This window comes from Pseudomonas sp. ICMP 3272 (assembly GCF_001466905.1).
GTDB classification, from domain to species: domain Bacteria; phylum Pseudomonadota; class Gammaproteobacteria; order Pseudomonadales; family Pseudomonadaceae; genus Aquipseudomonas; species Aquipseudomonas amygdali.
In genome coordinates this window covers 140,857-154,445 of record NZ_LKEK01000042.1, presented here as the reverse complement: position 1 = coordinate 154,445, position 13,589 = coordinate 140,857, and the positions used below count along the sequence as shown (strand labels likewise).

The following is a 13,589-nucleotide window of genomic DNA, read 5'->3' as shown; positions in this document are numbered from 1 at the left end:
AGCGCTGAATGGACTATCCGGGCGAGCCTCCGGATTTGCAAAGGTTGGGCCTTTCGATGGTACGTCTTTGTGCAGTGATGCTGGTTTGCTTGCTCGACAGCCTGATTGCGGTTCACGCTCAGGCTGATGACGTCTGGAGCGCGGGCTATCACGAGCTGAGTTTCCCCGACCCGCTGGATTCACAGCCGGTGCAGGCCATCGCGTTTTACCCGTCGACCGCCAGTGAGCAGTGGAGCACCCTGCACGGCTATCGCGTCGAGGCCGGCGAAGATGCGCCGATTGCAATGGGCCGGTTCCCGTTGCTGCTGCTGTCCCATGGCAATACCGGTACACCGCTGGCGTTGCATGACCTGGCCACATCATTGGCGCGCCAAGGGTTTGTGGTGGTTGCTGTGGTTCATCCTGGCGACAATGATCGTGATCACAGTCGGCTGGGCAGCCTGAGTAACCTGTATGGTCGCCCGCTGCAGATTTCCGAAGCGATCAGCACGGCCTTGCTTGATCCCATGCTGGCCCCTTATCTCAATGCTCGTCAGGTGGGCGTGATCGGCTATTCGGCCGGTGGCGAAACTGCGCTTATTCTTGCGGGCGCGCAGCCTGATCTACAGCGCCTGCGCCAGTATTGCCTCGAACGTCCCACAGACCGTGACGCCTGCAAGACTCAAGGGGAGCTGGTCGCCGATCGCGATGACCTGCATGCCCAGGCTGACCCCAGGGTCGGTGCGCTGATGCTGATGGCCCCGTTGAGCCTGATGTTCGGCCGTCACACGCTTGGCGACGTGCATGTGCCGGTGCTGATGTATGCCGGGGATGACGACCAGTTGCTGGCCATCGACCGCAATGCCGAAGCGCTGGCGCGCAAACTGCCGCAGGCCCCGGACTATAAATTGTTGGCGGGGGCAGGGCACTTTGTCTTTATGGCACCGTGCAGTGACGAACAGCGCTCGAACGCACCGTTACTGTGCAACGACCCTGACGGAGTGGACCGCGAAGACATTCACCGCAACCTGAGCGCAGAAGCTGTGCGCTTCTTCAGCACGGCGCTCAATTCTGCCGACCCTGACCATTCAGGTATGCAGACAGCGCATCACGAATAAGCGCTTTTCAGGCGTTCAGCGAACTCAGAAAGTCGCCAAACCCGCCTCTGGCTTTTGAGTCCAGGCGGGTACTGGTCGTGACCCGCGGGCGGCAGCTCCAGGCGATCCGCGCGCCGATAAGCTCCAGCTGGCGAACCAGATGCACGTCTTCGTGACAGGCCAGTGCCGGAAACCCGCCTGCACTGATATAGGCAATTGAGCTCACGCCCAGGTTGGCACCATGAATGTGCCGATGGCCGTCCCGGTGCTGGTAATGCTTGAGGTAAGCCGCCTGCGCAGCCGCGGAGATATCCTTGTTCCAATCGCCGGGCATGACGGTCCCGCATACCGCATCGGCATCCAGTGCCAGTTGCTCGGCAAGCCAGTCATTCGCCACGGTGCTGTCGCCATCGGTGCACGCCAGCCAGCGCGCACCTCGGTCGAGGAGAAACGCTGCTCCTTCGGCGCGTGCCTGCCCGACGTTGCGGGCCGAGACCTCAAGGGCCATCACCCCATGCGCTCGCGCGATGTCTGCCGAGCTGTCGGTGCAACTGTCTAGAACCACCAGCACCTCTACTCGCTCACCCTTGAGATCCGGGTGTTCAGCCGCCTGCTTTATCGTTTCGAGGCACAAATCGAGTAGCTGCTCTTCATTGTGCACCGGGATCAGAATGCCGATCATCGGAGAATTCCTGTTCTGCTACGGAGGTTCCATCACGACTCCACAGGTCCAGCAGGAAATCCTGTTCGTGATGACTGAAAAGACGGTGCATGGTCAAGCGTTCGGCAAGGATGTCGTGTACAGCCTGTGCGTTCAGCGGGCAGCCCTCGATATCAGGGCGCCAGTGACAGGCGAGCAACTGACCATCGGGTGAAAGCGAGGATAGAATGCAGTCGATCAGGCGGTGCAGGTCATCGACGTCCAGGTAGTAACCCAGCTCGCTGAAGACGATCAGATCAAATTGTCCCTGCGGCCACTGCTGTGGCAAACGGGCCTGCAACACGCGCACATGGGGCAGTCCTGCCAGACGCTGGCGTGCCAGTTCCACCGCCAGGTTTGACGTGTCGCCGCACACCAGTGCGTCACAGCGCCCGGCAAGGTCGGCACTGAGTTCGCCGTTGGCGCAGCCGGGCTCGAATATCGAGCGATACCGTTCACGGGGCAGGGCCGCCAGTGTCAGCGCACGCTTGCGCCGCTCATACCAGCGTTGCTTGAACGCCCACGGGTCATCGTTGTTGCGAAACAGCTCATCGAAATAGCGGTCTTCGACGCTCATACGAATACCACTTCAAACGGTTGCAGCAGTCTTTCCAGAACAACGGCTGGCAGAACGGGCGCAAGACCGATGGCCGGGTCACCCTGCACTTGACTGGCGAAGGCCTGAGCGGCATTGCGTTTACGGGCAAGGGTCGCCGGGTCCAACAGCAACTTGCGTGCGCGGTCCCATGGCAGCCGCTCGTCTTCAGGGTCAGCCCAGTGCCAGGCCCAGATCGGTACTTCGCAAAGCTGCGCTCCGGTAGACGCACAGGCTCTTGCACTGGCACGGCCAACGGCTTCGTGGTCGCCATGACCATCTTCTGCCCAAGTGGCGAACACCACGTCGGCAGGGCCCAGATGACGTTCAAGAAACTCTGTCAGCTGATCTTCGGATTCGGCCACAGCCCCATCCTGCAAGCCGCAGCGCAGCCACTCAAGACGCTCGAGGGGAATATCGAGACGATTCAAGGCTTCGGCGCTTTCCCGGGGCCGGGTTGCAGACAGTCGCTCGACAGGCCATAGCGTGGAGCCCGGATGGCTGGCGGTGCCGTCAGTGACCGAGATCAACAACAGATTGCGTTCCAGTTGTGCTAACTGGCTCATCAAGCCGCCGCATGCCAGCACTTCATCGTCCGGGTGCGGGGCGATGATGACTGCCCTGCAATTGTTCGGCACCAGCAGGTCAGCGGTAATCGCCGGCACGCTGCGCAGCTTGCCGGAGGCGTTCCAGGCAGCCAGAGGCGTGCCCTGGCCAGACTCGTCGTCGCTGACTACAAAGCCTTCGCTCATGATAGATACGCTCTCATAGTGACCACGTGCGTACAGCTGGCAGCCGTTTACCCGTCAATTGACCCAGAGCAGCAAGGTCTTGCTCGGCATGACTCTGACGCAGAAAAACCGGCAGGTCGGTGATCAGTCGAGCGAAGTGCGGGTCCTTGCAGTAAGGACCGGCACCTACCGCGCGGCCCACATGCTGAATGACCAGCTCCGCAGCTTGCTCGACGTAGGCACGGCAACGTCTGGCAAGCACCTCGGCATTTTCAGCCGGGGCCTGATCCAGATGCGCAGCGGCGGCACGCAGTACATCGATTGCTGCGTGCAGCGCGACATCCACAGCACCCAGGTGCGCAAGAGCGTGCGGCTCTTCGCGTTTGCCGACCTGTGCCAGTAAGCGCTGAGCGATGGCACGTGAGGCACCATACCAACAGGCCGCGATGCCGATGCCGCCCTGCCAGAAGCCGGGCCGTTCCAGATAGCCGCCCGGCGCTCCGATCGCTTGCCCGGCAGCGTCCACGAAGACCACTTCGACGCTACCGGTAGCGCCCATGCCCACTGCGCGCCAGCCATCACTGGTCATATGCACGCCGGGCTGGTCGAGACGCACCGCCACCAGTTGCTGGCGATGCTCTTCATCCCATGTGGTGATCAATGCATGGCTCAAGGCCGTAGCCCCGGAACACCACGCTTTTCGGCCATTCAAACGAAGTGAATCGCCAGTACCGCTGATATTCACCCGTGCCTGCGGCGGCTCTGCCGCCCACATGCCCCAGGTGCTGAATTGTTCGGGGGGCGGGGCACCCAGTTCCGCCATGATCGCCAAGGCGTCGGTATGCCCCTCGTACAACTTGCACAACCCCAGGTCGTGGCCTGCAATGCAGGCCAGCGCCCGCCAGCGCTCAAGTGTCTGACCGCTGGCAGGCAGGGGGAGCTGATCCAGACCTTCGTTGACCAATGCCTGCAAGCACTCGCCCAGCGCATGCGTATCGGCATAACCGTGCTTGCGCCAGTCGAGAAACTCACTCAAGGCATCGATCATTGCTGGTCTTCGCGCTTCAGTTCGAACAGCAGCAGCGAGCGCGGCGTGACGGTATATTGCGAACCGAACGCAAAGTGCTCCTTGCTGCGTGCATCATCCTGATTGGTGTCGATCAGGCACTCGTAATGGGTGCCTTCAGGCACTTCCGGCAGGGTGAAATTGACCCCGTCGTGGTGCGCGTTGACGACCAGCAGCAGCGTGGCGTCGGCACCTGGACGACGGATACCGGTTTCCTGTGCGCGACCATCCATCAACATGCCCAGGCAACGGCCATTGGCATCGTGCCATTGCTCGACACTCATCTCGTTGCCATCCGGCGCAAGCCAGGTCACGTCCTTGACGCCGATTTCTTCATTGTAATCGCCTACCAGGAAGCGGCTGCGACGCAGGATCGGGTAGGTCTGACGGAGCTTGATCACGCGGGTCACGAACTTGAGCAGCGCTGCGCCGTCCTCGTCCAGATCCCAGTTGATCCAGCCAATTTCGCTGTCCTGACAGTAGGCATTGTTATTGCCGTGCTGTGTACGGGCGAACTCGTCACCGGCGACGATCATCGGAGTACCTTGTGCCAGCAGCAAAGTAGCGAAGAAGTTACGCATCTGACGCAGACGCAGGGTGTTGATTTCCGGATCTTCGGTCGGGCCTTCAACGCCGTGGTTCCAGGACAGGTTGTTGTTGCTGCCGTCCTGGTTGTTTTCGTCGTTGGCTTCGTTGTGCTTGTCGTTGTACGACACCAGGTCGTGCAGCGTGAAGCCGTCGTGCGCGGTGATGAAGTTCACCGATGCCTGCGGACGCCGACCGCGCTGGTTGAACATATTGCCGGAGGCAGTCATGCGTGCCGCGAAGTCTGCCAGTTGGCCTTCGTCGCCTTTCCAGAAGGCACGTACGGTGTCACGGAACTTGTCGTTCCACTCCATCCAGCCCGGCGGGAAGCCGCCGACCTGATAGCCACCAGGGCCACAGTCCCAAGGCTCTGCGACCAGTTTGACCTGACGCAGCACCGGGTCCTGACGGCAAGCGACGAGGAAGCTGTGGCGCTCGTCGAAACCGTCGTGGTAGCGACCCAGAATGGTTGCCAGGTCGAAGCGGAACCCGTCGACGTGCATTTCCGAAGCCCAGTAACGCAGGGAGTCAGTAACCATCTGCAGTACACACGGATGGCTCAGGTCAAGGGTGTTGCCGGTGCCTGAGTCGTTGATGTAATAGCGCTTGTCGTCCGGCATTAGCCTGTAATAAGAGGCGTTGTCGATACCGCGCATGGACAGGGTAGGGCCTAGCTCGTTGCCTTCGGCCGTGTGGTTGTAGACCACATCGAGGATGACCTCCAGCCCGGCATGGTGTAGGTGTGCAACCATTTCCTTGAATTCGGCAATCTTGCCGCTCGCCAGATAACGCGGGTCTGGCGCAAAGAACGCAATACTGTTGTAACCCCAGTAGTTGGTCATTCCTTTTTGCAGCAGATGCTGGTCGTTGACGAAGGCGTGGATCGGCAGCAGCTCGACGGAAGTCACACCCAGCTTGCGGATGTGGTCGACAACGGGAGCTGATCCCAGACCGGCAAACGTGCCGCGCAGCTCTTCGGCAACTTCCGGGTGGCGCATGGTGATGCCGCGCACGTGGGTTTCATAAAAAATGGTCTTGTCCCAAGGCGTACCGACGCGCTGATCGCGGCCCCAGGTGTAAGCCTCGTCGATTACCTTGCTCTTCGGTACAAAGGGCGCGCTGTCACGTTCATCGAAGCTCAGGTCGCCGTCAGGATGACCAATGGTGTAACCGAACAATGCTTCAGACCACTTCAATTCGCCGACCAGTTGCTTGGCATACGGGTCGATCAACAGTTTGTTGTGGTTGAAGCGATGACCGTTTTTAGGGTCATAAGGGCCGTAGACGCGATAGCCATAGATCAGGCCCGGGTGTGCATCGGGCAGGTAGCCGTGATACGTCTCATCGGTGTATTCCGGAAGTTCGATGCGTTCCAGTTCGATTTCACCGGTCGAGTCAAACAGACACAACTCTACTTTGGTTGCGTTGGCCGAAAACAGGGCAAAGTTGACACCCAGGCCGTCCCAGCTAGCGCCGAGAGGAAAGGGAAGTCCTTCACGAATGCGAGACGGGGTGCTGCCTGGATTGTCTTGCGGGGCTGAATTATCTTCTGCCGTTGTAGTGGACTTCGTATTCATGATGACTTCCTGACGTCGAATGATTTTCTGAGCGGCCAAGGCCGCTATCGAAGCCACAAAGGCTTCAATATTGACGATAAAGTATGGGGGTGTAGCAGGCCTCATCTCCGATCAGAGTGCGACCTGCAACAATGGACTGGCGCCCGGCCAGAAGAGTTTCAAGAATTCGACGGTTTGCGTGGCTTCTTGGCAGCAGGCTTGGCTGGGGCATCAGTTGGCGCAGCGGCAGCCGGCTTTGCTTTGGGAGCAGGCTTGGGAGCCGCCTTGGCCGCTGGCTTGGTCTTGGTTTCAGCTGCGGGCTTGGCCGCTGGCTTTGCTGCGGGTGCTGACTTCGCCACAGGTTTGGCCGCGCCCTTGGCAGGCGCCTTGGCGCTGTCTACCTCAGGCAGCTTGGGCTTGCTCGACTTGCGCACGCTGGACTTGTTCGGTGCCAGGGCTTCGGCTTCTGCAAGCTTGCGCGCCATTTCCCAATGACGCTCGTCGTGTCCAGAGGGCTTACCCTCGGACTCCCAGATCTGGTAAGCAAAATCGCGAATTCTTTTTTCGTCGGCACTCATCTTGAGACTCCCAGCTATTACATAGTTTGAATAAGCAAATTGACGGAAAATCTTTCAAGCGCTGCACTGAGCGGTATCTCCCGAACGTGTGTTGTGACACCGTCGGAAAAGAGTCCTTTCCAGTCAGATCCAGAGTCGGCAAACGGAAGCATAATCCGTGTGTCGCCCCAATTGGCAGCATTAATCAATGGAGTTTGCGCAGTACCCAATAGTTCACTGCTTGTGCGTGGGACTACGATGATAGCGCGCACTCCTTGTGTCTCCCGGGCAAAAGCCATCACGTGCTCGGCGTGGCTACCCTTTATTTCCAGAGGCTGATAACGCCCCTCGCTGAACAGCGTTGGATGCTCGGCACGCAGGTTCAAAACCTTCGCAATCAGCGCCTGTTTGATGCGGCCATCCTGCCAGTTATCGAGCAGGTCGGCAGCGCTTGCATCTTCTGCCAGCGCTTTCTGTCGGGCTGCATAATCAACCGGTCGCCGGTTGTCCGGATCCACCAGGCTGAAATCCCAGAACTCGGTGCCCTGATACAAATCGGGAACACCGGGTACGCTCAAGCGTAGCAAGGTTTGCGCCAGACTGTTGAGTGCTCCGGCGGTCGCGATACGATTGGCCGTTGCGCTCAGGGACTGACGCAACGCCAGCGCTTCAGGGGCCAACAGCAAGCGTTCAAGAAATTCACGGCAAACCGTTTCGTAGGGCTGATTCGGTGCGCTCCAGCTGCTTTGCAGCTTGGCTTCGCGCAGGGCTTTTTCCTGCCACTGCACCATGCGTTGCGCGTATGCCTTGTGAGCGTCTTCGCCCTCCAGGCTCAGCGGCCAACTGCCCAGCAGCGCTTGATAAAGCATCAGCTCGTCACCCGCACTGATGGCCGGCTCTTCGCCTTTCAGCGGCACCGCCAGTTGTCTCCAGCGTTCTACCTGTTCGGCGTACCACGGCGCACATTCACTCAAGACAGCAAGGCGTGTACGTGTGTCCTCGCCACGCTTGTGATCGTGCGTTGCAGTGGTCAGCAGGTTGTCGGGGAATTTTTCCAGACGCTCCAGGCAGACCTGATGGAAGTCTTCCACCGGCGCACTGAAATGCTGCGGATGAAAGCCTACGTCGTTGCGCGACAACAGCACTGCAGAGCGATAGAACGAGGTGTCCTCAACCGACTTGGCGGCAACCGGGGAGGTCAGTTGCTGGAACCGTACACACGCATTCTTGTACAGCTTGCGCAACGGTCCGCGTGGCAGTTTGCGCCACGCTTCGCCACCCAGCCAGCGTGCCAGATAATCCAGCACTGGCCAGTCGCCTTCGTTCAAAGTGGTGCGCGCGCCTTCCATTGCCTGCTGGAAATACTTGTCGTCCTGCGCCGAGCGGCCGCATACCGAGATATAGGTGCGATAAATCGGAAAATTGACGATCAGCGCGAGCAGGGAACGGCGAATTGCACCCAGCGTGAGGTCACGACTCATCAGGTCGCTGCGTGCAACTTGCAGCAACGACTGCGCGACGTTCTCGAAATCGCCCGCCAGTGTGCCGTGCAGGACCAGATCCCGGGCCACCAGCACTTCTTGATCGAAGTCAGCGGTACGTTCTGTCAGTCGACTCCACAGCTCTCCAAGCGGCTCTTTGCCCTTGGGATCGTGTTGCAGCAGCGAGACCTGATTCATGAACTCGTAGCCGGTCGTGCCGTCCACGCTCCAGTCTTCACGCAACGGCTCATCCGGCCCCAGAATTTTCTCGACGAAAATAGGCAGATGATCAATGCGCGCCTCGGCAGGACGCAGCTTGAGCAGGCTTTTTACCCGGCGATGCAGCTTGCGGCCGTAGCCGCGCGGGTTGGCCAGCCCATCGATATGATCGATCCGCAACCCGTCAACCAGGCCGTCGGCAATCAGCTGGAATATCTTGCCGTGGGTGGCTTCAAATACCTGCGGCCGTTCGACACGCAAACCACCTAGCTCGTTGATGTCGAAGAAGCGCCGCCAATTGATGTCATCACCGGCAGTGCGCCAACTGGCCAGACGATAGTGCTGACGTTCCAGCAACTGATGCAGACGCTGAAAGCCTTCCGGCTTGCTGGAGTCGAAGTGCGCAAGGATCTGCTCGATGCCTTTGAGCACCTGCGGATCTTTTGCCAGCTCGGCCAGTTCGGTTCTCGCCTGACGTGCGCGTTCGTAGGCTTGCGGGTATTGAGCAAGCGCAGTGAAGCGCTGGCCCATTTCCTTCAATTGCGGGTGTTCGACTGACTGAAGCAATGAATCATAGGTCAGCGGGCAGATCGGGAAATGATGCTGGTAGTGCTCGATATAAAACATGCCGTGCTCGGCGTCGAAGCGCAGCGGGATTTCTCCGGCCTGCAGGACGGTGCCGTAATCGCTGCTCAGAAAGGGCAGCAGCAACTGGCCTTCCAGCAACGGGTCTGGTGAATTCCACTGAATATCGAAGAACTCGGCGTACGGGCTGCGACGACCCCATTCCAGCAGGTCCAGCCACCAGGGGTTGTCTGCACCACCGACGGCCATGTGGTTGGAGACGATGTCGAGGATCAGCCCCATGCCATGTTCGCGCAAGGCCGATACCAGACGCAGCAGGGCAGGCTCGCCACCCAGTTCCGGGTTGATGACGGTCGGGTCGACGACGTCGTAACCATGCATTGAGCCAGCACGCGCCTTGAGCAGCGGCGAGGCATAGACATGGCTGATCCCCAGGCTGGCGAAGTAGGGCACCAGTGGCACCGCATCGTCGAGCGTGAAATCTTTATGAAATTGCAAACGCTGGGTAGCGCGCAAAGGCTGTAATGGACGGGTCATTGGTCACGCTCCGCAGCTTGCAGCCGGGATTGGGAGAGCAATTCCAGTCGTCGAGCAGCATTCGGGTTATCAAGCAAGGAGGCTGCATCGCCGGGTAGGCGTCTGCGCCAGTTCGGGTGGCTGTCAATGGTGCCGGGCAGGTTGGCCTGCTCCTCGACACCCAGCGCATCTTCCATCGGCAGCAGCACCAGCGGAGCGCGCGTATGACCCAGATAACGAATGCCCGCGTCGATGATCTGTTCCGGGTCTTCGCTGTCTGACGGCAGGCTTTCGACGTTCTGGCTCAGGGCCCGGCGCAGGCTTGCATGTTCGCGCTCACGTTCTTCACGCCACTGCGATTCATGTTGCTCGTCGATGTGACCCAGTCGTGCATTCCACTCGATGTCCAGCTCGCTGAGCCAGCCTGCCAGTGTCGGCAAATCGTGGGTACTGGTGGTAGCCAGTGCCTGGTCCGACCAATCAAGAATGGGTTTGAACTGACCGTTATTCTGTTCGAACAGCAGTACGCGCATGCCCAGAATCGCCCGGGCGCTGAGTTTGTCGCTGAGGCCTTCAGGCACAGTGCCAAGGTCTTCACCGAGCACGATCGCCTTGTGTCGCCAGGATTCCAGACTCAGGAGGCGCAGCATGTCATCCAGAGGGAAATTCAGATAAGCGCCTTCGCTGGGTGGCGATCCATGCGGAATGACCCATAGCCGTTGCAGGCCCATGACATGATCGATACGCAAGCCGCCAGCATGGGCGAAATTGGCACGCAGCATTTCGATGAACGCGCGAAACCCGTTACGTTTGAGGCCGTCCGGTGAAAAGGCCGAAATCCCCCAGCTCTGTCCGGCGCGGTTGAGAATGTCGGGTGGTGCGCCAACGGTCAGGGCCGACAGCAACTCGTCCTGACGACTCCAGGCCTGGCTTCCGGCACCATCGGCACCCACAGCCAGGTCAGCGATCAGGCCGATGCGCATGCCACTGCTGCGTGCTGCAGACTGCGCGCGCTCCAGGCCGCGGGCGATGAGCCATTGAGCGAACGCATGAAAACTGATCTGCTCGCTGTGCGCTTCGGCAAATGCTGCGACGGCGTCACTACGAGGGTCTTTGAACTCTTCCGGCCATTCATGCCAATTGCTGCCGATATTCAACGTTTCGGATTCGGCACACAGCGCTTCGAAGCGGCAGTGGTTCTCCAGGGCCTCGCCACCGCTGTGGCGGAAGCTGTTGAAGTCTTCGTGCAAGGGGTGATCACCCGCACTGAACCCTTCATACAGCTTGTGCAGCGCTTTCCACTTGGCCTGGGCAGCAGCAGGCCAGTCAATCAACTGCTGCGCTTCCAGTTGCTTCATTTCGTCGCCGACGCGCGCGTCTTCTATCGCCTGACGCCATGCATGTTCACCCAGAATGGCACCGGGCGACGCATACAGGCTATTTAGAAACAGTCGGCTGGACGGCGAATAAGGGCTGTAACGGTGTGGATCATTGGCGAACATTGCATGGATCGGGCTGATGCCCAGCGCATCGGCACCGCGCTCTCCGGCAGCGCGAACAACCTTCTCCAGTGCTTCCGTATCGCCAAAACCGCCATCGCCCTCGCGGCGCAGGCTGTAAAGCTGAGCAGTCAGACCCCAGCCATGTGGCTTCGGCGCATCGGTGGCCATTGCCATGCTGAAACAGGTTTTAGGGGCGACAGCGATGGTCAGATGTTGACCGGCAATCTCCAACTGTTGATAGCCGGGCGGTGCCAGCGCTGGAAGTTCGCCGGACGCGGTTAGCCTGGCGTCCAGCGATGAACCGTCTTCTAGGTGCAGCGTGAATGGCGTTTGCGGCGCAAACCACTCGGACAGATCCAGATTACTGTCCGTGTCGACCGTCAGCAGCGGCGGGGCGCTTTTGCCGTGGCTGGCGTTTTGCAGGCTTAACAGGCTGGCATCGATAGCCTCACCGTTTTCGGCCGGATAGCCCAGCGCTTCCAGAACCTTGCGCAGTACATCAGGGCTGACAGTCTGCGGCCGAGCGTTGGCATCGACCCAATGCACCGATAGCCCTGCCTCGGTCGCAAGCCTCTCCAATTGCTCATTGTTCATCCTGTTCCTCCAGAACATCACTTGCTGTCAGGCTGACAATGGCCGTGTAAGGATTGAGGATGGCCTGCGGGGAAAGTTCGGACGATTTTGCCGCGCTGGAGAATATCTGCCGGGCATTTTGCTGCGCCGGGGCATCGACAGCCTGTTCGCTGAGGTTCAGGTCGATACGCAGTTCGCTGCCATCGCCAAGCGCCCAGCGAGCACTGACGGCCTTGTCGCCGAGAATATCGGTTTTCAGGAAGCGTGCACCGGGCAGGCGCGGCATAATTTCCTTGTGCCGCAAAGCCAGCAACTGTGTATAAAAGTCGACCCAGCTGCGGTGATCCAGGCCTTTGTCGGTCTCCAGATCAACTGCCGAAAACGCCGGACGTGATGCCTCGAATGTCTTGATGTCGTTCGGGTCGGGAATGTGCTCGCGCTTTTCCGGATCGGCGAATGCGGCAAAGTCGGCGAACTCCTTGCGACGTCCTTCGCGCACCGCATCGGCCAGTTCGCCATGGTGGCTGGTGAAGAACAGAAACGGTTCGCTGGCCGCCCACTCATCGCCCATGAACATCAGCGGAATCATCGGCGAAAGCAGCAACAGGGCGGTTGCGGCCCTCAGCGCAGCAGGCGTGCACAGCTGCGGCAAACGTTCACCGAGTGCGCGGTTGCCGATCTGGTCATGGTTCTGCAGGAACAATACAAAGGCAGTCGGCGCAAGGTGGCCGCTGGGCTCTCCTCGCGTGTGTCCATGCCGCGTCTGTTCGCCCTGATAGACAAACCCTTCGCTGAGCAGGCGCGCAAGCTTTTGTGTAGGCTCCTGAGCGAAGTCGGAATAATAGGCGTCGGTTTCACCGGTCAGCAGCACGTGCAAAGTGTTGTGCCCGTCGTCGTCCCATTGTGCATCGAAGCCTTTCTCCAGAAGACCGGCCTGGTTGAACTCGTTCTCAAGGTTCAGCCACACGTGCCTGCCCGGCTCGATCTGGCCGCGTACGCGAGTTGCGAATTCTGGCAGGAACGTTTCATCGCGAATGGCATGCACAGCGTCCATGCGCAAGCCGTCGATGCGGTATTCCAGCAGCCACATCAGCGCATTGTCGACGAAGAAGTCGCGCACCTGCGGGCGGCGAAAATCAATGGCATCGCCCCACGGGGTATGCAGATCGCTGCGGAAAAAATCCTTGGCGTAACTTCCCAGGTAGTTGCCGTCCGGGCCGAAGTGGTTGTACACCACGTCCAGTATCACCATCAGGCCAAGACCGTGAGCTGTATCGATCAGGTGCTTGAGCTCTTCCGGAGTGCCATAGGAAGATTGCGGGGCGTAGTGCAGAACGCCGTCGTAGCCCCAGTTGCGATCACCGGGAAACTGCGCAAGCGGCATCAGCTCGATCGCGGTAATGCCCATTTGCGCAAGGCGCGGGAGGTGTTTTTCCACCGCAGCATAGCCGCCCATCGCACCTACGTGCAGCTCATAGATCACCGCCTCATGCCACGGCCGACCTTGCCATGAGGTGTTTTGCCATGAATAGGCCAGAGGGTCCACTACGAAGCTTTGAGAATGGACATCGTCGACCTGCGCGCGGGAGGCGGGGTCAGGCACTTCCAGTTCATGATCGATTTTGAAGCGGTATCGAGTGCCCGCTTCGCAGCGGGCCTCAAGGACGAACCAGCCGTCCGGCTGGGGCAGCATGGCCAGTGACTGAACACCCTGGCCATCCTGGAGTTCGACATTTACGTAGTTGGCATCCGGTGCCCAGAGGGCAAACCGGGTGTGTTCGGGGTCTAGCAAGACGGCGCCGTGGCGCCAGTTATCGTCTGTACGCAGTGGCATCCATTGATCCTTA

Annotated in this window: 10 protein-coding genes; 1 reads left to right on the top strand and 9 read right to left on the bottom strand. The window is 59.7% G+C overall.

The features are described from left to right. The first annotated feature begins 56 nt into the window (after window positions 1-56). On the top strand, window positions 57-1,097 hold the full coding sequence (locus AO068_RS08800) for an alpha/beta hydrolase family protein (protein WP_058408215.1): 1,041 nt from the start codon (window positions 57-59) through the stop codon (window positions 1,095-1,097). 7 nt (window positions 1,098-1,104) lie between these two features. Here the strand turns inward: AO068_RS08800 and AO068_RS08795 are convergent, their stop codons facing one another. The 9 genes from AO068_RS08795 to treZ all read right to left on the bottom strand — a co-directional run bounded on the left by AO068_RS08795 (window position 1,105) and on the right by treZ (window position 13,576). Then, the gene (locus AO068_RS08795) at window positions 1,105-1,758 is read right to left on the bottom strand and encodes a glycosyltransferase (protein ID WP_058408157.1); all 654 of its coding nucleotides are present in this window, start codon (window positions 1,756-1,758) and stop codon (window positions 1,105-1,107) included. Continuing rightward, entirely contained in the window at window positions 1,727-2,353 is a 627-nt protein-coding gene (locus AO068_RS08790; RefSeq protein WP_058402269.1) for an SAM-dependent methyltransferase, read from the bottom strand. The genes AO068_RS08795 and AO068_RS08790 overlap by 32 nt, the downstream gene beginning before the upstream one ends. Beyond that, entirely contained in the window at window positions 2,350-3,123 is a 774-nt protein-coding gene (locus AO068_RS08785) for a PIG-L deacetylase family protein (RefSeq protein WP_058408156.1), read from the bottom strand. Before AO068_RS08785 ends, AO068_RS08790 begins: the two co-directional genes overlap by 4 nt. A gap of 13 nt (window positions 3,124-3,136) precedes the next feature. Then, on the bottom strand, window positions 3,137-4,150 hold the full coding sequence (locus AO068_RS08780) for a hypothetical protein (protein ID WP_058408155.1): 1,014 nt from the start codon (window positions 4,148-4,150) through the stop codon (window positions 3,137-3,139). Then, window positions 4,147-6,330 carry a glycogen debranching protein GlgX gene (gene glgX / locus AO068_RS08775; protein ID WP_058402272.1) on the bottom strand — a complete coding sequence of 728 codons (2,184 nt, stop codon included), beginning with the start codon at window positions 6,328-6,330 and terminating at the stop codon, window positions 4,147-4,149. The genes AO068_RS08780 and glgX overlap by 4 nt, the downstream gene beginning before the upstream one ends. A gap of 158 nt (window positions 6,331-6,488) precedes the next feature. Continuing rightward, window positions 6,489-6,887, bottom strand: a complete 399-nt coding sequence (locus AO068_RS08770) for a DUF2934 domain-containing protein (protein ID WP_058408154.1) — start codon at window positions 6,885-6,887, stop codon at window positions 6,489-6,491. Window positions 6,888-6,904: 17 nt separating this feature from the next. Continuing rightward, on the bottom strand, window positions 6,905-9,688 hold the full coding sequence (locus AO068_RS08765; RefSeq protein WP_058408153.1) for a malto-oligosyltrehalose synthase: 2,784 nt from the start codon (window positions 9,686-9,688) through the stop codon (window positions 6,905-6,907). Then, window positions 9,685-11,763: a 4-alpha-glucanotransferase gene (gene malQ / locus AO068_RS08760; RefSeq protein ID WP_058408152.1), complete on the bottom strand. Its 2,079-nt coding sequence runs from the start codon at window positions 11,761-11,763 to the stop codon at window positions 9,685-9,687. The genes AO068_RS08765 and malQ overlap by 4 nt, the downstream gene beginning before the upstream one ends. Continuing rightward, window positions 11,753-13,576, bottom strand: a complete 1,824-nt coding sequence (treZ, locus tag AO068_RS08755) for a malto-oligosyltrehalose trehalohydrolase (RefSeq protein WP_058408151.1) — start codon at window positions 13,574-13,576, stop codon at window positions 11,753-11,755. Before treZ ends, malQ begins: the two co-directional genes overlap by 11 nt. Window positions 13,577-13,589: the final 13 nt, after the last annotated feature.